20 protein-coding genes and 1 riboswitch are annotated in these 21,530 nt (G+C 70.7%); of the genes, 5 read left to right on the forward strand and 15 right to left on the reverse strand.

Annotation, left to right across the window (positions count from 1 at the left end):
• Positions 1 to 6: 6 nt before the first annotated feature.
• From AVL59_RS37670 to AVL59_RS37680, 3 genes are all read right to left on the reverse strand, one after another.
• Positions 7 to 1,644 (reverse strand): GMC oxidoreductase, encoded by a 1,638-nt coding sequence (locus AVL59_RS37670; protein WP_455568916.1) that lies wholly within the window; start codon positions 1,642 to 1,644, stop codon positions 7 to 9.
• A gap of 78 nt (positions 1,645 to 1,722) precedes the next feature.
• Positions 1,723 to 2,493, reverse strand: coding sequence for a glycosyltransferase family 2 protein (locus AVL59_RS37675; RefSeq protein WP_067313626.1), 771 nt, complete (start codon positions 2,491 to 2,493; stop codon positions 1,723 to 1,725).
• Positions 2,494 to 2,573: 80 nt separating this feature from the next.
• Positions 2,574 to 3,716 carry a glycosyltransferase family 4 protein gene (locus tag AVL59_RS37680; RefSeq protein WP_067313628.1) on the reverse strand — a complete coding sequence of 381 codons (1,143 nt, stop codon included), beginning with the start codon at positions 3,714 to 3,716 and terminating at the stop codon, positions 2,574 to 2,576.
• 300 nt (positions 3,717 to 4,016) lie between these two features.
• Here AVL59_RS37680 and AVL59_RS37685 point away from each other — a divergent pair, with 300 nt between their 5' ends.
• Positions 4,017 to 5,264 (forward strand): glycosyltransferase 87 family protein, encoded by a 1,248-nt coding sequence (locus AVL59_RS37685; RefSeq protein WP_067313630.1) that lies wholly within the window; start codon positions 4,017 to 4,019, stop codon positions 5,262 to 5,264.
• On the opposite strand, the gene AVL59_RS37690 is transcribed toward AVL59_RS37685, so the two are convergent.
• Positions 5,228 to 6,583, reverse strand: coding sequence for an MATE family efflux transporter (locus AVL59_RS37690; RefSeq protein ID WP_067318204.1), 1,356 nt, complete (start codon positions 6,581 to 6,583; stop codon positions 5,228 to 5,230). The two genes, AVL59_RS37685 and AVL59_RS37690, sit on opposite strands and share 37 nt — an antisense overlap.
• 103 nt (positions 6,584 to 6,686) lie before the next feature.
• Here AVL59_RS37690 and AVL59_RS37695 point away from each other — a divergent pair, with 103 nt between their 5' ends.
• Positions 6,687 to 7,217 carry a PadR family transcriptional regulator gene (locus AVL59_RS37695; RefSeq protein WP_067313632.1) on the forward strand — a complete coding sequence of 177 codons (531 nt, stop codon included), beginning with the start codon at positions 6,687 to 6,689 and terminating at the stop codon, positions 7,215 to 7,217.
• On the opposite strand, the gene AVL59_RS37700 is transcribed toward AVL59_RS37695, so the two are convergent.
• The 5 genes from AVL59_RS37700 to AVL59_RS37720 form a co-directional block, all read right to left on the reverse strand.
• Positions 7,205 to 8,407 carry a hypothetical protein gene (locus AVL59_RS37700; protein WP_208870511.1) on the reverse strand — a complete coding sequence of 401 codons (1,203 nt, stop codon included), beginning with the start codon at positions 8,405 to 8,407 and terminating at the stop codon, positions 7,205 to 7,207. The genes AVL59_RS37695 and AVL59_RS37700 overlap by 13 nt on opposite strands.
• Positions 8,408 to 8,436: 29 nt before the next feature.
• Complete coding sequence (locus tag AVL59_RS37705; protein ID WP_079147183.1) at positions 8,437 to 9,471, reverse strand: C40 family peptidase; 1,035 nt, start codon at positions 9,469 to 9,471, stop codon at positions 8,437 to 8,439.
• A gap of 248 nt (positions 9,472 to 9,719) precedes the next feature.
• Positions 9,720 to 10,754, reverse strand: coding sequence for a C40 family peptidase (locus AVL59_RS37710; RefSeq protein ID WP_067313633.1), 1,035 nt, complete (start codon positions 10,752 to 10,754; stop codon positions 9,720 to 9,722).
• A gap of 212 nt (positions 10,755 to 10,966) precedes the next feature.
• Positions 10,967 to 12,310, reverse strand: a complete 1,344-nt coding sequence (locus tag AVL59_RS37715) for an NYN domain-containing protein (RefSeq protein ID WP_067313635.1) — start codon at positions 12,308 to 12,310, stop codon at positions 10,967 to 10,969.
• 37 nt (positions 12,311 to 12,347) lie between these two features.
• Positions 12,348 to 12,587 carry a hypothetical protein gene (locus AVL59_RS37720; protein WP_014672226.1) on the reverse strand — a complete coding sequence of 80 codons (240 nt, stop codon included), beginning with the start codon at positions 12,585 to 12,587 and terminating at the stop codon, positions 12,348 to 12,350.
• Between the two features lie 154 nt (positions 12,588 to 12,741).
• Between AVL59_RS37720 and AVL59_RS37725 the strand changes: the two genes are divergently transcribed.
• Both AVL59_RS37725 and AVL59_RS37730 read left to right on the forward strand, forming a co-directional pair.
• The gene (locus AVL59_RS37725; RefSeq protein WP_079147184.1) at positions 12,742 to 13,491 is read left to right on the forward strand and encodes a rhomboid family intramembrane serine protease; all 750 of its coding nucleotides are present in this window, start codon (positions 12,742 to 12,744) and stop codon (positions 13,489 to 13,491) included.
• Positions 13,488 to 13,769, forward strand: coding sequence for an Lrp/AsnC family transcriptional regulator (locus AVL59_RS37730; RefSeq protein ID WP_067313638.1), 282 nt, complete (start codon positions 13,488 to 13,490; stop codon positions 13,767 to 13,769). Before AVL59_RS37725 ends, AVL59_RS37730 begins: the two co-directional genes overlap by 4 nt.
• A 112-nt stretch (positions 13,770 to 13,881) precedes the next feature.
• On the opposite strand, the gene AVL59_RS37735 is transcribed toward AVL59_RS37730, so the two are convergent.
• The 6 genes from AVL59_RS37735 to ctaE form a co-directional block, all read right to left on the reverse strand.
• On the reverse strand, positions 13,882 to 15,243 hold the full coding sequence (locus AVL59_RS37735) for an aminotransferase class V-fold PLP-dependent enzyme (protein ID WP_067313640.1): 1,362 nt from the start codon (positions 15,241 to 15,243) through the stop codon (positions 13,882 to 13,884).
• A 161-nt stretch (positions 15,244 to 15,404) separates the two neighbouring features.
• Positions 15,405 to 15,521, reverse strand: a riboswitch (SAM riboswitch).
• A 74-nt stretch (positions 15,522 to 15,595) separates the two neighbouring features.
• Entirely contained in the window at positions 15,596 to 16,660 is a 1,065-nt protein-coding gene (gene trpD / locus AVL59_RS37740) for an anthranilate phosphoribosyltransferase (protein ID WP_067313641.1), read from the reverse strand.
• 119 nt (positions 16,661 to 16,779) lie between these two features.
• Positions 16,780 to 18,411 (reverse strand): cytochrome bc1 complex cytochrome b subunit, encoded by a 1,632-nt coding sequence (gene qcrB / locus AVL59_RS37745; RefSeq protein ID WP_067313643.1) that lies wholly within the window; start codon positions 18,409 to 18,411, stop codon positions 16,780 to 16,782.
• Positions 18,408 to 19,466, reverse strand: a complete 1,059-nt coding sequence (gene qcrA / locus AVL59_RS37750) for a cytochrome bc1 complex Rieske iron-sulfur subunit (RefSeq protein WP_067313645.1) — start codon at positions 19,464 to 19,466, stop codon at positions 18,408 to 18,410. Before qcrA ends, qcrB begins: the two co-directional genes overlap by 4 nt.
• Positions 19,463 to 20,275 (reverse strand): cytochrome bc1 complex diheme cytochrome c subunit, encoded by an 813-nt coding sequence (qcrC, locus tag AVL59_RS37755; RefSeq protein ID WP_067313647.1) that lies wholly within the window; start codon positions 20,273 to 20,275, stop codon positions 19,463 to 19,465. The genes qcrA and qcrC overlap by 4 nt, the downstream gene beginning before the upstream one ends.
• Before the next feature lie 62 nt (positions 20,276 to 20,337).
• Complete coding sequence (gene ctaE / locus AVL59_RS37760; RefSeq protein WP_066992847.1) at positions 20,338 to 20,958, reverse strand: aa3-type cytochrome oxidase subunit III; 621 nt, start codon at positions 20,956 to 20,958, stop codon at positions 20,338 to 20,340.
• A gap of 146 nt (positions 20,959 to 21,104) precedes the next feature.
• Here ctaE and AVL59_RS37765 point away from each other — a divergent pair, with 146 nt between their 5' ends.
• Positions 21,105 to 21,506, forward strand: coding sequence for a response regulator (locus AVL59_RS37765; protein ID WP_067313649.1), 402 nt, complete (start codon positions 21,105 to 21,107; stop codon positions 21,504 to 21,506).
• Positions 21,507 to 21,530: the final 24 nt, after the last annotated feature.

A 21,530-nucleotide genomic window follows, 5' to 3' on the forward strand; every position in this document is an offset into this window, starting at 1 on the left:
AGAGCGTCATGGCGCGGTGTCCTCGGCGAGGACCCGCGCCATCGTGCGTTCGGCGAGGGCGGTGATGGTGACGAAGGGGTTCACGCCGAGGTTGCCGGGCACGAGCGAGCCGTCGGTGATGTAGAGCTTCGAGTACCCCTTGACCCGGCCGTAGTCGTCGGTCGCCTTCCCGAGGACGCAGCCGCCCAGCGGGTGGTAGGTGAAGTCGTCCGCGAAGATCTTGCTGGTCGAGCCGAAGAGGTCGTACCGGTAGATGGTCAGGTTGGCCGCGTTGATCCGGTCGAAGAGCTTCTTGGCCATGGCGACCGACACGGCGCTCTGGGCCGGGGTCCAGCCCAGCTTCACCGCGCCGGACGAGGAGTCGTACGAGAACGACGCCCGCTCGGGGTTCTTGGTGATCGCCAGGTACAGGCTGATCCAGTGCTCGAACCCCATGGGCAGCGGGGCGATCTCGGCGAAGACCGGGTTGTCGGCGTTGGCCCAGTCGTCGATGCCCATCACCGGCATGGTCGCCTCGTTGGCGCCGACCGTGTCCCAGACGTGGTTGGCGCGGCCGAGCATGGTGTTGCCGTTGGTGCCCCAGCCCGCGCCCACGCCGGAGTTCAGGTTCGGCAGGGTGCCGGTGTCCCGGGCGCGGACGAGGAGTTCGGTGGTGCCGAGGCTGCCGCCGCCGAGGAAGAGGTACGTGCAGCCGTACTGCTTGGTCTCCACGACCTTGCCGGTGGTGTCGATGCGGTCGGCGGTCAGGACGTACGATCCGTCGCTCGCCCTGGTGACCGCCTTGACCTTCTCCAGGGTGTGGATGGTGACGTTGCCGGTACCGAGGGCGGCGGCCAGGTAGGTCTTGTCGAGGCTGCGCTTGCCGTAGTTGTTGCCGTAGATGACCTCGCCGGCGAGCGCGGACCTGGTGGCGGTGCCGGCGGCCTCGCGCTGCATGTAGCCGAAGTCGTAGACGTTCGGCACGAAGGTGGTCTTCAGGCCGGCGTTGGCGGCGGCCTTACGGGAGGTGCGGGTGAACTTGTACCACTCCGTGGACTCGAACCAGGCCGGGTCGACGGTGTTGACGCCGAGCATGGAGCGGGCGCGCGGGAAGTAGGTGCCGTACATGTCGTCGGCGTCGACGGTCGGGAACTGCTCGGCGAAGTAGGACTTCAGCGGGGTGACCGCCATGCCGCCGTTGACCAGGGAGCCGCCGCCGACGCCACGGCCGACGTAGACCGACATGTTGTCGTAGTGCACGCGGTCGAGGGCCCCGGGGTAGGGGCTGATGTCCTTGTTGACGAGGTCCAGCCACAGGAAAGTGGCGAGCGGGGCCTCCGTGCGGGTGCGGAACCACATGGAGCGCTGGTCGGGGGCGCTGGTGGAGCAGAACACCTTGCCGTCGCTCCCGGCGGTGTTCCACAGGCGGCCCATCTCCAGGACGAGGGTGCGGATGCCGGCCTGGCCGAGGCGGAGAGCGGCTACGGCGCCGCCGTAGCCCGAACCGACGACGATGGCGGGGGCGGATTCGGCGGCGTCGGGCTCGGCCGCGCGGGCCGACTGCAGGCCGATACGGGTGAAGCCGAGGGCTGCGGCCGTCTGCAGGGCCGCCATACCGAGGATTTGACGTCTCGTCAGCTGACGCTGAATCAGTTTTCCTGTCATGCGCGCAGCATGTGCGGATTTTCCGGTTCCGCCAAGGGGCTCCGCCGGGCCGGACGCACCTGGAAGGCCGGCGCCGTGTCAGCGCTGCTCGCCCCCCACGGCGTCCTTGCCGGCGGCCCAGGCCCGGAGAGCCTCCGCGTGCTCCCGGATCAGCGACATCCGGGCTTCCCACTCCGCACCGTTGCGGTGATCGGGGTGGGCCGTGATCTGACCGCCGTGCTTGCGGTACATCAGCCCGGTGTCACCGATGAACCATCCGTCCGCCAGAGCGTCCAGACCGAGGAGAAGACCGGTGTCGCCCGAGGCGGGCAGGGCCATCCAGCCACCCAGCAGCGCCATCAAAGGGCGCCGGACGCAGAGCGTGGCGGGGTGGACGTGAGGGCGACGGTGCTCGGCCCAGAAATCGAATGCGCTCCCCCGCAGAAGCCTGCCCGGCCGCGGATCGCTGAGCTCGAACGACACGGTGCTGCCGTCCTCGAGGAGATCGACGACCCGGGACGTCGTCCAGCCCACCGAAGCGTGTTCCTCCAGCACGGCGACGTCACGCGCGAGTGCCCCGGGGGTGAGCTGATCGTCGGAGTCCAGGGTCTTCACGTAGCGGCCGGTCGACCGGGCGAACGCCATCGTTCGTGCCACGTGCGGGCCGCCGGCTCGCGACGCCGAGACGCGGATGCGCGGATCGTCCGCCGGAAGATGCGACCGCGCGCGGACGTCGCTCCCGTCCTCCTGCACGCACCATTCCCATGACCATCCGTCGGGAAGGTCCTGGGAGAGCAGGGAGGCGTACGCGTCGGGAAGGAAGCGCGCGGCGTCGCCGTGCACAGGAGTCACGACCGAGACGATGTTCATGAGGACCTTTCGACATGGTTCGTGTGCCGCTGCGGCTGGGCAGGGCGACGTCCTCGGAGGCCGGCGCGGCGGGCCGTCCGCTAGAGCAAGTCCCTGAGCTTCTCGGCCAGCAGGTCCCAGCGCCACTTCTCCTCGACCCACTGGCGGCCCCGCTCGCCCATGCGGCGGCGCAGCTCGGCGTCGGCGAGGAGGGCGACGATGCGTTCGGCGGCCTCGGCCGGCTCGCCGCCCCGCACGACCCAGCCGGTCTCCCCGTCGAGGACCGCGTCCGGCGCACCGCCGGAGTCACCCGCGACGACCGGCAGCCCGGTGGCGGAGGCCTCCAGGTAGACGATGCCGAGGCCCTCGACGTCCAGGCCGCCGCGCCGGGTGCGGCACGGCATGGCGAAGACGTCCCCGGCGCCGTAGTGCGCGGGCAGCTCGGACCAGGGCACGGAGCCCGTGAAGCGGACCGATGCCTCGACGCCGGTCTCCCGGGCCAGTCGGCGCAGATCCCGCTCGTAGGGTCCGCCGCCGACGACGAGCAGTACGGCGTCCGGCTCGGCGGCCAGGATGCGGGGCATGGCCCTGATGAGCGTGTCCTGGCCCTTGCGCGGCACCAGGCGCGAGACGCACACGACCACCGGCCGCTCGGTGAGCCCGAGCCGCGCTCGCACCTCGTCGCCGCCCGAGCCGGGGTGGAAGGTCTTCTCGTCGACTCCCGGCGGCAGCTGCACCATGCGCCCGGCCGCGTCGGGTGTGAGCGCGGTCGCGATCCGGGAGCGGGTGTACTCGCCCAGGTACGTGATCGTGTCCGTGGACTCGCCGATCCGGCGCAGCAGCTGCCGGGCGGCGGGCAGCTGGGCCCAGCCGGCCTCGTGCCCGTGGGTGGTGGCCACCAGGCGCCGGGCACCCGCCTCGCGCAGCGCGGGCGCCATCAGGCCGAGCGGCGCGGCCGCCCCGAACCACACCGAGGTGCAGCCGTGTTCGCGCAGCAGCCCGACCGCCCGCCGGGTCGCGGCCGGTGTGGGCAGCAGCATGGTCGTACGGTCGCGTACGACGGTGAAGGGCTGCTCCGCGTCGAAGGCTTCCGTGGCCGCGATGCCCTCCCGGCCACGCTTCCAGGTGGAGGCGTACACGACGAGCCGTCCCGGGTCCAGACGGAGGGCCATGTTGTGCAGGAAGGCCTGGATGCCGCCCGGGCGGGGCGGAAAGTCGTTGGTCACGATGAGCGTGTTGTGCATCGCCGCGGACTCTACCGGGCCGAGGTGTCCCCCCACCCGCCCACCCGACTCGCGCTCACTCGAAAACCCCGGCCACAGACCGCAGCCGGGACTCGCGACCGGCCGTCGGGGGCGGAGGCGGGAAGGGCAGGGGACGGAGGGCCGGGGGGCGGAAGGCCGGACGACGCAAGAGCCGGAACACGGAAAGGCCCAGGGACGCAAGATCCGAGAGCGGGTGGGCATGGGATCGGGGGGTTCTCGGCCCCGCTTCATGGCTCGTGCGCGGTCGGCCGGGGAATCATGGTTTCCCAGGGCCACGGCATGCGACGGACAGGGGCGCGGGTGAAGAGGACGGGCGGGCAGGCCGCGGCGCTGCTCGGGGCCTGGTGTGTCAGTCGGCTGGTGCTGCTGCTCCTCGTGCTCCGGATGCTCCCCTTCCCCGGCGTGGACGTCACGACCGATGTGTCGGTGATCTACCAGGGCTGGTACGGGGTGCTGCGCCAGGGCACGTTCCCGGTGGGCGACGTGGCCTGGCAGTATCCGCCCGCCGCCGCCCTCCCGATCCTCTCCCCGGCCGCCCTGCCCTTCCTGGCCTACCCGCACGCCTTCTTCGCACTGGTGTGCCTCGCCGATCTGACCGTGCTGTCCCTGTTGCTGTACACGGGCCTGCGCCCCGGCCGGTCGCCGCGCGGGGCCTGGACCTGGGTCGCGGGCGTGCCGCTGCTCGGCCCGACGGTCTACGCCCGCTACGACCTGATGGTGACCGCGGTGGCCGTGGCGGCCCTGCTCGCCGGGACGCGGCGCCCCCGTGTGCTGGGCGCGCTGGCCGGCCTCGGGGCGCTGCTGAAGGTGTGGCCGGCGCTGCTCCTGGCGGGTGCCACGCGGCCGCGGGCGTGGACGTGGGCCGCGGTGACCGCGGGCGGCCTCGGCGCGCTGTTCGCCGCGGCCATGCCCGGCGCGTTCGGCTTCCTCGCCTTCCAGCGGGACCGGGGCACCGAGGTGGAGTCGCTGGGCGGCCTGGTCTTCCATGTCGCCCGGCGGTTCGGCTGGCCGGGCGAGGTGCTGCTGAACTACGGCTCGATCGAGTTCCTCGGCCCGTACGTCGGCCTGGTCAGCAGCGCCGCGATGGCACTGACCGGGGCGGCCTTCGGCTGGCTGGTGCTGTGGCGGCTGCGGGCGGCCCGGTTCGCGCCGCACACGCTCGCGGACGCGGCCTTCACGGCGGTGCTGCTGTTCACCGTCACCAGCCGGGTGATCAGCCCGCAGTACCTGGTGTGGCTGATCGGCCTGGCCGCCGTGTGCCTGTGCTTCAGGGCGAGCCGGATGGGCGCACCCGCCTCGCTGCTCCTGGCCGCGGCCCTGCTCACGGTCATGGAGTTCCCGATCGGTTTCGCGCACGTGGTCGTGAGCGACCCGTACGGCGTCACGCTGCTGCTGCTCCGCGACGGGCTGCTGGTCGCTGCCACGCTGATCGCGGCCCGGGAGCTGTGGCGGCGCGCGGTGCCCGCGGCCGCCGGGACTCCGCTGCCCCGTCAGACGACCCGCGCGAAGGAGACCTCCGCCTCCTGACGGCCCGCCCGTCGCAGCAGCACCGTCACGGCCCCGCACTGCACGGCCATCGCGAGGGCGAGCGCCAGGCAGACGCCGGGCAGGCCGAGGCCGGCGAGGACATGGGCCAGGGGCAGCTGGACGGCGGTGCCGAGCAGGGTGACCCTGAGCAGAGCCGGTGCTCCGCCGCTGCCCTCGAAGACCCCGCCGAGCGCGATGAAGCAGGACATCAGCAGGAGGTAGGGGCCGACGCAGCGCAGGAACAGGACGCCCTGACGGGCGGCTTCGGGTCCGGCGCCGAACGCGGCCATGATCCAGGGGGCGGTGGCGGCGAACAGCACGGCGGCGCCCAGCCCGAGGGCCGCGGACACGAGCATCGCCTGCCGGCCGATGGCCCGGCGTGCGTCCTTGCCCGCGCCCCGGGTGTGCGCGGTGTGGATCGCGGCGGCCTGCCGTACCGAGTAGAAGGCCATCGTGGCGACGTACATGACCTTGTACGCGATCGCGTACGCGGCCACCGCCGGCACACCGAGCCGCGCCACGATCGCCACCAGCATCAGCGCCCCGCCCTGCCGCACCGTGAAGTCGGCGGACATGGGCAGGCCGGTGGTGAGGGTGCGGCGCAGGGCGGCGAGACGGGGGTGCCCCCGGATGAGATCGTTCGAGCAGGAGGAAGGCCCCGTCGGGCGGGACCGCGCGGCCGTGCGCAGCAGGGCGTTGCGGCCGAGGGCGCGCAGGCCGGCCGCCAGGGCCGCACAGCGGCACAGCACCGTGGAGGCGGCGGCGCCCCGGACGCCGTAGAAGTGGATCAGCACGGGGTCGCAGAGCAGGATCAGCCCGTTGGCCAGCAGGGCGAGCCGCATCGGGGTGCGGGTGTCGCCCGCGCCCTTGAGGATGCCGTCGACGAGCTGCTGGGCGAAGAAGACGGTCATGCCCGGCAGGGAGATCGCGAAGTAGGCGGTCGCGAGGTGCAGGGCCGCCGACCCGCCGCCGCCGAGGACCAGGCGGGCCAGCGGCTCGCGCAGCAGCAGCCCGCCCACCGCGACCAGCGGTGTGACCAGCCCGCACAGCGCCCAGCCGCCGCGCACCGCGGCCCGCACGGCGTCGGGATCGCGGGCGCCCCTGGCGTGCGCGATCAGCACGGTCGTCCCGGAGGCGAAGACCATCGCGACTCCGAGCAGCAGGTTCTCGGTGTTGGTCGCGACGGCCACGGCGGCCACGGCGGCACCGCCGAGCCGGGAGACCCAGACGGTGTTGATGATCCCGGAGGCGACGGAGGCGAGGAGCGAGAAGTAGACGGGCCGGGCGAGCGAGACGAGCCGTGAGCGATGAGCGTTCATCATGTCCCCCTGCATCGAGCCACCTCTTATCGTGTTACCTCTAAACGAGGTAGCTCGATAAGAGGTAGCATGGCCGTCAGGTCCGCTGCAAGGAGGAATTCGCGTGCTGGAGCTGTCGATCCTGGGGTTCCTCGCCGAGGGACCCCTGCACGGCTACGAACTGAAGGAGCGCATCACGGCGCTGAGCGGCCATGTCCGCCCGGTCAGCGACGGCGCCCTCTATCCGGCCATCAACCGGCTCGTCGCCGCGGACAAACTCGATCAGCGCGCCGAGGAGGGCGCCGGCGCCGCCCCGCGCCGGATGCTGTCCCTCACCGAGCGGGGCCGCGCGGATCTGCTGGAGCGGCTGCGGCACCCCAAGCAGGTGGAGATCACCGACCACGTCCGCTTCAACACGGTGCTGGCCTTCCTCGGCCGGCTGCCCGACCCGGCCGAGCAGGCCGCGGTGCTGCGCCGCCGGCTGGACTTCCTGCAGACCCCGGCGAGCTTCTTCTACCGGGATGGCGAACCGGTGCGCGCGGAGGAGGCCGGTGACCTCTTCCGGCAGGGCATGCTGCGGGTCGCCCGGGCCACCGGCACGGCGGAGCGGGCGTGGCTGCGCGAGGCCATCGAGGTCCTCGGTCAGCCGAGCTGATCGCGCACGTACTCCCGCCACCGCGCGGTGAACGCCTCGGGCGTCGTCCCGAGCACCTTCGTCAACGCCTCGTCGAGAGCGCCCTCGCGCTTCGGGTGGGCGCCGACGGACCGGTAGAAGGCGCCGAGCCGGGCCGGACCCCAGTGATCGGCGATCATCCGGCAGGCCAGCCAGCCGCCCTCGTAGGCTTCGGCGAGGTGGACCGGGTCGCTGCTGAAGCGGAAGTCCCGGTCGACGGGGAGCGCCGAGGGCACAGTGCCGTCCTGGACGGCACGGGCGAGTTCCGGCGCGGCCTCGGGGGGCGTACGGCCGGTGCCGAGGTAACCGATCCAGTCGGCGTAGCCCTCGGAGAGCCACAGCGGGGTGGCGGTGGTGGTGTGCGCGCGGGTGGCCACATGGGTGGTCTCGTGGGTGAGCACGACCTGCTTGCCGACGCCGCCGAGCAGGGCGTACGCGTCCGGGTTGACGACCACCCGGTCCGCGGGCGCGGCACCGGACCCGCCCACCTCCCCGGTGGTGACCGCGGCGATGCCCCGGTAGTTGGCGGCGGGAGAACCGAGCAGGGCCGCCATCCCCTCCAGCGTGTGCGGGACGAGGACGACGACCCGGCGCGCCCAGTCGGTGCCCCAGGCACCGGAGACGGCCGGGACGGCGCGGTCGGCGAGGCCGGCGTACCCGCGCAGCACGCCGGCGCTCTGGCCGGTCCCGAGCACCAGGCTGTGCGCGCCCTCGACGGCGGTCACCGTGCCCTCGTCCCACAGCTGCCGACCGGCCCCCCGCGCGGGCCGGTCGGCGGTCACGTACCACCTGCCGTCGGCGGTGCGGCCGAGGGCGAGGGTGCGGCGGACACTCACCGGGGCCCGGTCGTAGCCGGCGACCCGGTAGCGCAGATCGGCGTCGGCGGTGGCGCCGGAGCCGCCGCGGCGCAGGCCGGTCACCCGGTAGGTCCAGGAGGCCAGCGGGAGCGCGCGCAGGCGGGTGTACTCGCCACGGGTGCCCGTCACGCCGTAGGCCCTCTCGTCATGGCCGAGCAGGGCCGCCGAACGCGCGTCGAGCACCCGCTGGACCTGGGCGCGCGCGGAGTCGGCCGCCGTTCGCCCGCCGCATCCGGACAGGGGCGCCGTGAGCAGCAGACAGAGTCCCACCGCCGTGGAACGCCACACCCGCCGGGCTCGCCCGCGATCAGCCATTTTCCGATCGTACGGTGCGCGGTGGGAGGTCAGGGCCGGGTGACCGAGGTGATGGGCATCATCCCGACCGGGTCGTAGCGCACCGGCGCCCCCGGGTAGGGCGCGTGGACGACCTGGCCGTTGCCGACGTACATCCCCACATGGCTGGCGTCGCCGCGGTAGACGACCAGGTCGCCGGGGCGCGCCTGGGAGAGCGGGATATGCCGGCCGGCGTAGCGCTGCTCCTGCGAGGTGCGCGGCAGATGGACCCCGGCCCGTGCGTACGACCACTGCATCAGGCCCGAGCAGTCGAAGCCGGAGGGCCCGTTGGCACCCCAGACGTAGGGGCGGCCGAGGGCGGAGAGGGCGGCGGCGACGGCGGCCGAGGCGCGGGAGTCGGTGGCGACGGCGCCCACGCCCGCGTCGGTCAGGCCGGGCACGCCGGGCAGGTCGGCGCGGACGGAGCGGGAGGCCCGGTCGTAGGCGACGCGTTCGGCGGCGGGCAGGGAGTTGAGCAGCTGCCGGGCCTTGGCGAGTTTCTGCTCGACGGTCCGCTTGTGCGCGGCGACGGCCCTGCGGCTCTGCTCCAGGGCGGCGAGCTTCCCGGCGGCCTCGGAGCGCTCCTGGGTGAGGTCACGCATCGCCGACCGCAACTCGCTCAGCCGCTCGGACTGCTCGGCACCGATGCGGTCGAGCGTGGTGGCCTTGTCGAGGTAGTCGGCCGGGTCGTCGGAGAAGAGCAGGGCGACGGCCGGGTCGATGCCGCCGGAGCGGTACTGGGCGCCGGCCAGCGAACCGAGCCGCTCGCGCAAGGTGTTGATGCGCTGCTGCTGCCGGGCGATGTGGTCCTGGGCTTCCTTGACCTCCCGGCGCAGCGTGTCGGCCCGCTCGTCGGCCTTGTCGTAGGCCTGGGTCGCCTTCTCGGCCTCGGCGTAGAGGCGGTCCACCTCGGCCCGGGTGCTTCCGTGCGGGGCCGCTTGGGCGGGTACGGCACCGAGTGCGGTGGCCGCGGCCGCGAGCGCGCACAGGGCGGCACCGGCGCCCCGGTCGAAGCCGGACGGTACAAGGCGGCGATGGGACCCCACGGCAGTCCTTCTGCTGGCGGACAGAGACGGCGTCCCCGGCGCCGGGGACGGGGAGGCCCCTGCGCCGGGGAAACGCGCCAGACAGTAGCCGTGCGACAGGGCGGCGGCGAAACACCCCGGTACACCTCGGTGACCGCACAAAACGGGACGCCCCGCCACTGACGCAGGTCATGGGCGGGGCGTGGAGTCAGTTCCGGTTCCCGGGATTCGCCCGTTCGGACGTCACCCGGTCCTGACTTCAGGAGGGATCAGATGCGGACGCCGAACTCGAACGTCATGTTGCTCATCGCCTCGTAGCGCACCACGGCGCCGGTGTGCGGAGCGTGCAACACCTGGCCGTTGCCCGCGTACAGACCGACGTGGTGGTAGTCGCCGAAGAAGATGACGAGGTCGCCGACCTTCAGCTGGCTCTGGTCGTAGATACGTGTCCCCGCATTGGCCTGCGCCTCGGAGGTGCGCGGTATCGAGACGCCGGCCTGGGCGTAGGCCCAGGAGGTCAGGCCGGAGCAGTCGTAGGAGGAGGGGCCGGTGGCGCCGTAGACGTAGGGCTTGCCTATCTGGCTCTGGGCGGCCTGGAAGGCAGCCTCTGCGCGGCCGGAGGCGGGCGGGGCGTCGCCGAGGTTCACTCGCTCGCTGGAGGAGCGGTCGGCGCGCTGCTGCTGGGCGGCCAGCTCCGCCTTCTCCTTGGCGGTCAGGGAGTTGAGCAGCTTCTGCGCGTCGGCGAGCTTGCCCTGGACTTCCTTCTTCTTGTTGCCCAGTTCCGTGCGGGTGGCGGCGAGGTCCTTGAGCTTCTCGGCGGCCTCGGCGCGCTCCTGGGCGAGTTCGCGCTGTTTGTCCTGAATCTTCTTCAGGGCCTCGACCTGCTGGCTGCTCAACTGGTCGAGCGTGGAGGCCTTGTCGAGGAAGTCGTCCGGGTTGGAGGACAGGAAGAGCTGGACCGAGGAATCTATGCCACCGGAGCGGTACTGGGCCGTCGCCAGCGAACCGAGGCCGTCGCGGAGCTTGTTGAGCTCCTGCTGACCGCGGGCCACATTGTCCTGAATGGTGGATATTTCCTTTTGCAGCTTCTGCTGCTTCTCCTTGGCCCCGTTGTACTTCTCGGTGGCCTGCTCCGCCTGCTCGTAGAGCTTGTCGACCTTCGCCTTGACCTCGTCCTTGCCGAGCTTCTCGCTCGGTGCGGCATTGGCGGCGTTCGCGCTGAGCGCGACGGCGGCGGCTGCCGCGGTGGTCAGCACGGTCACGCGCGTGCGGCTCGGCTGCTTCAGTCGACGGTGGGACGCCACGGAGGACGAACTCCTTCTTGTGAGTGTTCACCCGTTCGGAGGTTCGAGCCCAGACCCTAGTGACCCACTTGTGATCAGTTCAAATCCTCGCACCAAAAAACACCGTGACGCAATGCATTCTTTGCACACAACTCACATCCAGTGATGCTCGATTGACCCTATGTGGCGTGCAGGTCAGGTCAATTCGGGCATTGTGCGCACGCGTTGAATCTTCAGGACAGTCGCTTGAGAAGTACCGCAGAGGCGACCGGTCGGGCACCCGCCCTGGCGACGCCGTCGGCCACCTCCCGGTCGGTCGAGGCGACGATGACCGGACGGCCCGGCGGCTCCGCGCGCACGAGCTGGCGGATCAGCTCGTCCGCCGTGACCCCCGGCTTGGAGAACAGCACCCGCACCCCGCGCGGCGGCGCGAGCAGCACCGGCGCCGCCAGCTCGGCCCCGTCGAAGACACACGTCACCTCGGCGCCGGTCTGCGCGGCGAGCGCCGAGAGCTGGCCGAGGAGCCTGAGCCGCTGCTTCTCCAGCGGCATCTGCGGATAGCCGGTCTTGGTGACGTTGTAGCCGTCGACCACCAGATGCGCCTGCGGCAGCGCGAGCAGCTGGTCCAGGATCGCGGGGTCGTTCTCGGACAGCGCCCGGGCCGCGATGTCCTTCGGGGTCATCCGTCCCGGTTCGACCGCGTCCACGGTCTCGGCCGGGCGCACCGAGACCGGCGGCAGCGCGAGTTCCCGGCGCAGCCCCTGGGTGGCGTCCAGCAGGGTGTCGAGCAGCAGCCGTACCCGCATGTCCTCGACGCTGCGGCTCTCCCGGGCCGCCCTGCGGGTGGCCTCCAGCGCGGCCTCGGCCTCGCCCAGACGGGTCTTGAGCCGCCGGGACTCGCTCTCGGCGGCCGACACCTGCGCCTGCCCCTCGGTGCGCACGGCCTCGATCTCGCCCCGGACCTTGCGCAGCGCGGCCTCCCCGCGCTTGACGTCGCTGAGCGCGGCACGCAGTTTTCGGTGAAGCGATTCCGCTTCCTTCTTCGCCGACTCCAGCTCGGTGCGCAGCCGTTCGGCTTCGGCCCGGGTCTGCTCCCGGGCCTGGGCGAGTTCGGCGCGCAGCCGCTCCAGTTCGGCCCGGCTCTCCTCGTCGGCCCGCTCGGCGTCCGCGCGCTGGGCCTCCTCGCCGGCCGCGGCGACCAGCTTCACCCAGCCCGCGGGGCGCAGTACGTAGGCCGCGGCCGCCACGTCGAGCGGGTCCGCGGCCGGGGGCGGCGAGCCGGAGTCGAGGGCGCCGGAGAGTTCCGGCTGCGCCTCTCTGAACTTCTCCCCGATCCGCTGCCGGAACAGCGCATCGGTCTCCACCGCGGCCGCCATCGCGTTCCCGGCGAACTTGGCCCGCCGACTCGGGGTGAACCGGGCGTACTGCCTCAGCTGGGCGGGCAGTTCGCCGACCGTCAGCCCGCCGAAGCCGTCCGACACGATCTGCACGACCCGCCGGCGCACGCCGTCGGGCAGCGGACGGTCAAGCACCTCAGCGGTGCCGTCGCCCGGCCCCCCGCCTGCGGTCTCCACCATCCGTCACACCCCAATACCTGTACGGGGCCCGCTCCGCTCAGGAGCCGGCGCCCGGCCTGTCCACGAGCTCCACCTGGTCCACCGCGTTGCACCAGCGGCAACGCACCGACTCGATGGTCTCACTGACCACCTCGCGCTCCTCGACCGTCGGCTCACCGGCCAGGTCGAGGTGGACGTACTCGACGACCTTCGACGAGCGGGTCACGTCGAAGCGGGTGAGGTTTCCGCAGAGGGTGCAGCGCCATCGCGTCGTGGCGGTCGGCAGGGGAACCGTCATCGTGGCTGTTCGCTTCCTTACTCGGGTCCGTCCGCGCCGCTCCCCGACGCGTGTGGCTCGTAACCCTACGGCCTGGCGGGTCCTCGCCGCCCATCTGTTCACGGCGGCGAGGCGGTCTGTCGGCATGCGTCCCGTTACGTCATGCTCTGTAGTCATGATCAACGCCAGGAGCACAGCGGCGGGCAGAGCCCTCAGGGCGGTCCGGGCGGTCCGGGGTGCCTCCGCCCCGATGACATACGGCCTCATGGCCCTGTGCTGCCTGATCTTCGTGCTGGGCCCGGCCTCGGGGCTGACTCCGGCGTACGGCTCCGGGGACGCGCTGACGGCGGCGCAGCGCACGTACTTCCGGCGCTGGGGAGTGGTCCCGGAGCAGCTGTTCGACGGGCCCGCCCGAGACGTCCTCACGCCGGCCACCGCGCTGTTCGTGCACGGCAGCTGGGTACATCTGCTCGGCAACATGCTCTTCCTCTTCGTCTTCGGGACGATGACCGAGGAGCGGATGGGCCGGCTGGAGTTCACCCTCTTCTACGTCGGCTGCGGCTACCTGGCCCTGCTGGGGTACGCGGCCGCCAACGCCGCCTCCGAGCAGTCGCTGGTGGGCGCCTCCGGGGCGATCTCGGCGGTCCTCGGAGCGTTCCTCTACCTGTTCCCCCGCGCCCGTGTCACCAGTCTCCTCCCCTTCCTGCTCTTCCTGCCGATGCGATTCCCGGCCTGGGTCGTGCTGCCCTTCTGGGCGGCTCTGCAGTGGCTCGCGGCGGGGCGTTCCGCGCAAGGGCCGGGGGTGGCGTACCTGGCGCATCTGGTGGGGTTCGGGGTGGGCTTCGTCTATGCGTGGGCGCGATTCCGTACGACTAGAGTGAAGGCCGCCGCAGCTCCGGTACCCGAGGGAGAGAACCAGTCGTGATCACCGCGATCGTCCTGATCAAGACCAGCGTGGACCGGATCCCCGAGATCGCGGAGCAGATCGCTTCGCTGGACTCGGTGAGTGAGGTCTTCTCCGTCACCGGTACCTATGACCTGATCGCCATGGTCCGGGTGCGGCAGCACGAGGATCTGGCCGAGGTGATTCCGGGGCGGATCAGCAAGATTCCGGGGGTCGAGGGCACGGATACGCATGTCGCTTTCCGGACGTACTCGCAGCATGATCTTGAGGCGGCGTTTTCGATCGGGTTGGACAACTGATCGGTTCAACGCCGCCTGGGCGTCTGCGAGGCGCGGTCGTCTTGCGGGTGCGGGTGCGTTGTGGTTTCTCGCGCAGTTCCCCGCGCCCCTGGGGCTGCCCTTCAGGCCGGCTTCAGACCGCGGGGACGCAGCGGCCTTCCTCGGTGCGGTACTGCCACTTGGCGCCGTCGCGGACCAGTTCCTTCACCGCCTTGACGAAGCGGTCCACGTGTTCGTCGGGCGTGCCCGCGCCGAAGCTCACCCGGATCGCGTTCAGGGACTTCTCGCCGGGGGCCGCCTCGGGGGCGCCGCATTCGCCCTGCGTCTGGGGGGCGGAGCCCAGCAGGGTGCGGACCAGGGGGTGGGCGCAGAACAGGCCGTCGCGGACGCCGATGCCGTACTCGGCGGAGAGGGCGGCGGCGAAGTGGGAGCTGTTCCAGCCGTCCACGACGAAGCTGATCACACCGACGCGCGGGGCGTCGTCGCCGAAGAGGGAGAGGATCCTGACCTCGGGGACCTCGGCGAGGCCCTCGCGGACCTCGGCGATCAGGTGCCGTTCACGGGCGACGAGGCTGTCGAAGCCGGCCTCGGTCAGCGCCTTGCAGGCGGAGGCGATGGAGTAGGCGCCGATGACGTTCGGGGAGCCCGCCTCGTGGCGGGCGGCGTTCTCGTGCCACTGAACGGCCACTCCCCCGTCCTCGCGCCGGGTGACCTTGCGGCTCGCGCCGCCGCCCGCGAGGTACGGCTCGGCGGCGACCAGCCAGTCGGCGCGGCCGGCCAGGACGCCGGAGCCGAAGGGGGCGTACAGCTTGTGGCCGGAGAAGGCGACCCAGTCGACGTCCAGCTCCTGGACCGAGACCGGGTGGTGCGGGGCCAGCTGAGCGGCGTCCAGGACGATCCGGGCGCCGTGGGCGTGGGCGGCGGCGGCCAGCTCGCGCACCGGCCACAGCTCGCCGGTGACGTTGGAGGCGCCGGTGACACAGACCAGGGCCGGGCCGTGGGGGTCCCGGTCGGCCAGGGCCCGCTCCAGGGTCTCCACGGCCTGCCGCGGGGTGCGCGGGGCGTTGAGGTAGGTGACGCGGGCGTCCTGCCAGGGCAGCAGGGAGGCGTGGTGCTCGGTCTCGAAGACGAAGACCTGGCAGTCGGCCGGGAGCGCGCGGGCGAGGAGGTTGAGGGAGTCCGTGGTCGAGCGGGTGAAGATGACCTGGTCGGCCTCGCGGCAGTCGAGGAACTCGGCGACCGTCCCGCGGGCGTTCTCGAACAGGTCGGTGGAGAGCTGGGAGAGGTAGCCGGCGCCACGGTGGACGCTGCCGTAGTACGGCGCGTAGGCCGCCACGTCGTCCCAGACGCGCTGCAGGGCGGGGGCGCTGGCCGCGTAGTCGAGGGCGGCGTAGGCGACTTCGCCGCCGGTCACGAGCGGGACAGTGACATCACGGCCCAGAACGGGCAGGTGGGCGCAAATGGACTGGGCGGAGGCAGCGGTGGAGACGGACATGGGGAACTCCCGTGAATGGCAAGGCGGAACCGCCGTGCGAGCGGGTGTGGCTCAAGCACGGAGGAAGTGAAAAGGGGGATGCGGAGGCGGGGCTCTACGCCCTATCGCATTCGCTTGCTCACGGGAGGCTCCTCGACGACCAGGACCCCTGGTGTGCGAGGGGTCCGCGCTTGCCGTAGACCTCGCTGCCTACGGCCTGGTCTTCACCCGGGGCACCCCGCCACGGACGGAGGGTTGCCGGACAGCCGGCCGGGGCCTTGTGGCTGTCACTCATGACCTGGACAGGAACGTACGTGAAGTGATCGCGGTCCCGCAACTCCTGTCCGGATCGCGGGACCGCGCCTCGGATCCGTTACCTGTTGCTCGCCGCCACCCAGCGCTCCAGCGTCCGCTTCGCCGCGGCCGAGTCGATCGACTCGGCCGCCTCGGCCATACCGGCCCGCAGCTGATCGGCCAGCGGCGCCCCGGTCGGCCGCAGAGCGACGAGCGCGGCCGCCGAGTTCAGCAGTACCGCGTCCCGGACGGGGCCCTTCTCGCCGTCCAGCACGCGCCGGGCCACTTCCGCGTTGTAGGACGCGTCGGCGCCGCGCAGGGCTTCCACGGGGACGAGTTCGATGCCGACGTCCCGCGGGTCGAAGCTCTCCTCGGTGACCTTGCCGTCCCTGACCACCCACACCCGGGAGGTGGAGGTGGTGGTCAGCTCGTCCAGGCCGTCGTCCCCGCGGAAGACCAGCGCGGAGTTGCCGCGCTCGGCGAGGACCCCGGCCACGATCGGCGCCATGCGCGGATCGGCGACACCGACGGCCTGGGCCCGCACCTTGGCCGGATTGGTCAGCGGACCGAGGACGTTGAAGGTCGTACGGATCCCCAGCTGGCCGCGCGCGGGGGCGACGTACCGCAGCGACGGGTGGAACTTCACCGCGAAGCAGATGGTGATGCCGGCCTCTTCGGCGACCTCGGCGACCCGCTGCGGGGTCAGGTTCAGATTGATGCCGAGCTTCTCCAGGACGTCGGAGGACCCGGAGGCGGAGGACGCGGCGCGGTTGCCGTGCTTGACGACCTTCGCTCCCGTGCCGGCGACCACGATCGAGGACATCGTGGAGATGTTCACCGTCTTGGCGCCGTCGCCGCCGGTGCCGACGATGTCGACGGCCGGCCCCGGCACCTCGATCACGTTGGCGTGCTCGTACATGGTCCGCACGAGGCCGGTGATCTCCTGCACCGTCTCGCCCTTGGCCCGCAGCGCCACCATGAATCCGGCGATCTGCGCGTCGGTCGCCTCCCCGCGCATGATCAGGTCCATCGCCCAGGCCGTGTCGTCGGCGGTGAGGTCCCGGCCGTCCAGCAGCCCGTTCAGCAGGGCGGGCCAGGAACGGCCCGCCGCGGTGTCGCCTCCAGCGGGGGTCACAGCGCTCATAGCCGCTCCTGTGTGTCTAGCAGAACAGTGTGATCCCACCCTATCCAGCCCGGGGCACGGCGAAGGGCCCCGTCCGGAAGCCGGACGGGGCCCTTCTGCGTGGCGTGGCGACGCGGGGATCAGTGGTGGCCGTGGCCGCTCGTGATCTCCTTGTACTCCTCGACGGACGGCTTCGGGATCTGGTTGTCCTCGCCGTAGTAGGCGTTGCTGAGCTTGGCGCGCAGCTTCTCGGACGTCTTCACCTTCCGCTCGACACCGTTCTCGTCGACCGTCGGGCCGATCTCGGCCGGCTCGTACTGGTGGTGGGCCGTGAGGGTGTGCAGCTGCTCCTGGCTGAGCGGCTCGTGGACCTCGATGAACTCACCGTGCGGCAGACGCTTGATGATGCCGGTCTCGCGACCGTGCAGCACCTTCTCGCGGTCGCGGCGCTGCAGGCCGAGGCAGATCCGCTTGGTGGCGATGAACGCGATGACCGGTCCGGCAAAGAAGAAGATCCGGACGAACCAGGTCACGTCGTTGATCGACAGGTGGAAGTGGGTGGCGATGAGGTCGTTGCCACCACCGACCAGGCCGACCATGTACACCGTGACCCAGGCGGCACCGAAGGCCGTACGGGTCGGGGCGTTGCGCGGGCGGTCCAGGATGTGGTGCTCGCTCTTGTCGCCGGTGACCCAGGACTCGATGAACGGGTAGACCGCGATCACGCCCAGGACCAGACCGAAGAGGACCAGCGGGATGAACACGCCGAGGACCAGCGTGTGACCCCAGAAGTTGATCTCCCAGCCCGGCATGTAGCGGACCAGACCCTCGGCGAAGCCCATGTACCAGTCGGGCTGGGCGCCGGTGGACACCTGGTCGGGGCGGTAGGGACCCATGGCCCAGATCGGGTTGATCTGGGTCACCGCGGCGATGGCCGCGATCACACCGAAGACCAGGAAGAAGAAGCCGCCCGCCTTGGCCATGTACACCGGCAGCAGCGGCATGCCGACGACGTTCTTCTCGCTCTTTCCGGGACCCGCGAACTGCGTGTGCTTGTGGTAGAAGACCAGGATCAGGTGGCCCACCATCAGGCCGAGCATGATGCCCGGCAGCAGCAGGATGTGGATCGAGTAGAACCGGGCGACGAAGTCGTGACCGGGGAACTGACCGCCGAAGAGGAAGAACGAGATGTACGAGCCGACGATCGGCATCGACAGGATCGCACCCTCGGTGAAGCGGACACCGGTGCCGGAGAGCAGGTCGTCCGGGAGCGAGTAACCGGTGAAACCGGTGAACATGCCGAGGACGAACAGCAGGAAGCCGAACAGCCAGTTGATCTCACGCGGCTTGCGGAACGCGCCGGTGAAGAACACGCGCATCATGTGCACGAACATGCCGGCGAGGAAGATCAGCGCGGCCCAGTGGTGGATCTGCCGGATGAGCAGACCACCGCGCACGTCGAAGGAGATGTGCAGGGTCGAGTTGAACGCCTCGGACATCAGCTGTCCCTGGAGCGGGACGTAGCTGCCGTGGTACTCCACCTCGTTCATCGACGGGTGGAAGAACAGCGTCAGATAGACACCGGTCAGAATGATGATGAGGAAGCTGTACATGCAGACTTCGCCCAACATGAACGACCAGTGGTCGGGGAAGATCTTGCGCATGTTGGACTTGGCCAGGGAGTAGATCCCGAGCCGGCCGTCGGCCCAGTCCGCGATCCGCTCGCCTGCCGGGGCCTTGCCGCGGCGCTCGTTGTTCTCGTTGGTGCTCATCCGCGCTCCCAGAATGCAGGACCGACGGGCTCCTCGAAGTCGCCGAGCGCCTGGAGGTAACCCTCGTCGTTCACGCCGATGCGCAGCTGCGGCAGGGCGTGACCGGCCGGGCCGAAGATCACTCGGGCACCGTCGGAGAGGTCGAAGGTGGACTGGTGGCACGGGCACAGCACGTGGTGCGTCTGCTGCTCGTACAGGGAGATCGGGCAGCCGACGTGGGTGCAGATCTTCGAGAACGCGACGATGCCCTGGTGCGACCAGTCGAGCTCGCGCTTGTCCTTGATGTTGTCCGGCTGCAGCCTGATGATCATCAGGGCGGCCTTGGCGATCTCGTTCTGGAACTCCTCGTCGGTCTCCTCCAGGCCCTCGGGCTTGGCGAAGGTCAGCGAACCGACGGCGACGTCCTCGGGACGCAGCGGCTGGTTCGTGTTCATGTTGACGAGCAGCTTGCCCTTGGCCCACAACGTGTGGCGCAGCGAGGTGCCGGGCAGCGGACCGAGGTCGCGCAGCAGCATGACGCCGGAGAGCGGCACGAGGGCCAGCGCGCCGAACATCGTGGTGCGGATCAGCCCGCGGCGGCCGATCGCCGACTCGTTGGCGCCCTGCTTGAAGTCCGCGTGGACCTTCGCACGGACCTCGGGAGAGGCCGCGATCGCGTGGCGCTCGTCGGCGACCTCCACGTCGGACATCAGGGTGCGGGCCCAGTGGACCGCGCCCGCGCCGATGCAGAACAACGCCGTACCGAGGGTCAGACCGAGCGCGAAGTTCAGCGCGCTGATGTGCCCGAGCGGGAAGACGAAGATCGACTTGTCGTGCGGGATCGTCACGTACGAGACGATGAAGCCGATGGTGGCCAGCATCGACACCGTGAACAGCAGGGCCACCACACGCTCGGACCGCTTGGCGGCCCGCTCGTCGATGTCCTGGATCCGGTGCTCGTGAGGCGGCAGCCCCGGGTCGGCGAACGGGTTCCGCTCGTCCGCGACCGCTACGGCGCGGCGCTCTTCGTCCTGCTCAGCGGGCAGGTTCTCTTCTGGAATGTCTTGGCTACTCATGACTTCTTGGCCTTTGCGGTCCGAGCGGCGACCCAGACGGCTACCGCGACCAGCGCGCCGAGGCCGAAGATCCAGGCGAACAGACCCTCGGTGACCGGACCGAGGCCACCCAGCTCCATGCCGCCCGGCTGCTCCGTCTCGCTGCTGTTGATCGCGTGCAGGTACGCGATGACGTCCTTCTTGTTCTTCGACGACAGGGTGGTGTCGGGGAAGGACGGCATGTTCTGCGGGCCCGTCTGCATGGCCTCGTAGATGTGCTTCGCGTCGACACCCGTCAGGTCCGGCGCGAACTTGCCCTTGGTGAGGGCACCACCCTTGCCGGTGAAGTTGTGGCACTGCGCGCAGTTGGTGCGGAACAGCTCGCCGCCCTTGGCGATGTCCGCCCCGTCCGGGCCGTACTGCTCCTTCGTCGGCACCTCGGGACCGGCGCCCAGCGACGCGATGTACGCGGCGAGCTGGTCGATCTGGTCCTGCGTGTAGATGTTCTTCTTCTTTACGACCTGCGGGCCCTGCGAGGTGGCCGCCGGCATACGGCCGGTGGCGACCTGGAAGTCGACCGCCGCGGCGCCCACGCCGATCAGGCTCGGGCCGTCGGAGGAGCCCTGGCCACCGGTGCCGTGGCAGCTGGCGCAGCCGACCTCGTAGAGCTTCTTGCCCTCCTTGATGGTCAGGGACTGGGAGGTTTCATCGGCCTGTGCCTTGCTCGCGGGTGCGAACGCGGCGTACAGCCCCCCAGTGGCCGCCAGCGCGAAGAGTAGGACGACGACCGCCGCCAGCGGATGGCGTCGTCGTGCGGAGAGCTTTTTCACGGATTACCCCGGTGTCAGGATCTTCTGCGTCGATGCTTCTGGATGTGCGGGAGCGGTCCCGGCTACTTGATCAGGTAGATCGTGGCGAAAAGGCCGATCCAGACCACGTCGACGAAGTGCCAGTAGTAGGACACGACGATGGCTGCGGTCGCCTGCTCGTGCGTGAACCTCTTGGCCGCGTAGGTGCGGCCGAGGACGAACAGGAAGGCGATGAGGCCGCCCGTCACGTGCATGCCGTGGAAGCCGGTGGTCAGGTAGAACACCGAGCCGTACGGGTCGGAGGACAGCGAGATGCCGTCCTTCTTCACCAGCTCCGTGTACTCGTAGATCTGACCGCCGATGAAGATCGCACCCATGATGAAGGTGAGGATGAACCAGCCACGGAGCTTCTTCACGTCCCCGCGCTCGGCGGCGAACACGCCGAGCTGGCAGGTGAGCGAGGAGAGCACCAGGATCGTGGTGTTCGTCGCGGAGAAGGGCACATTGAGCGCCTCGGCCATGTGCTTCCAGTGCGCCGGACCCGTCACCGATCGCAGGGTGAAGTACATCGCGAAGAGGGCCGCGAAGAACATCAGCTCGGAACTCAGCCAGATGATGGTTCCGACGCTGGTGAGGTTCGGCCGGTTGACCGACGGGTGCGCGTGCCCGGTTTCTACTGTCGTTGCTGTCGCCACGACCGACATTATGTCGGTCGCTTATCCCGCCCTCACTCCGGGGGGTGCCGTTCGGAGTGTTGCTGCCCTCCGAACCGGTGTTGACGTGGTGTTCATGGGAGTAACATCCGCACCGAACGGCCCTGTCCGTAGGACGCTGACGTCTCGGAGGAAGCATGCAGCCGACCGCTACGGTGCTGGTGTACAGCGACGACTCCAATACGCGGGAACAGGTGCGGTTGGCGACCGGCCGGAGGCCGGCTCCCGATGTTCCCCTGGTCGAGTTCGTGGAGTGCGCGACTCCTGAGGCGGTCGTGCGGGAGTTGGGCAAGGGCGGCATCGATGTGTGCGTGCTCGACGGTGAGGCCGTGCCCATGGGGGGCATGGGGGTGTGCCGGCAGATCAAGGACGAGGTCTTCAACTGTCCGCCTGTGCTCCTGCTGATGGGGCGGCCTCAGGACGCCTGGCTGGCCACGTGGAGCAGGGCCGACGCGGCGGTCACCCTGCCGGTGGATCCGGTGGAGTTCGCGGCGGCGCTGGCCGGTCTGCTCCGTCGGAAGAGGTTGCTGAGCGCCTAGCCGCGCGGGGCGCGAGGCGGCTGT

Origin of the sequence: Streptomyces griseochromogenes (genome assembly GCF_001542625.1) — a bacterium.
Taxonomy (GTDB): Bacteria; Actinomycetota; Actinomycetes; order Streptomycetales; family Streptomycetaceae; genus Streptomyces; species Streptomyces griseochromogenes.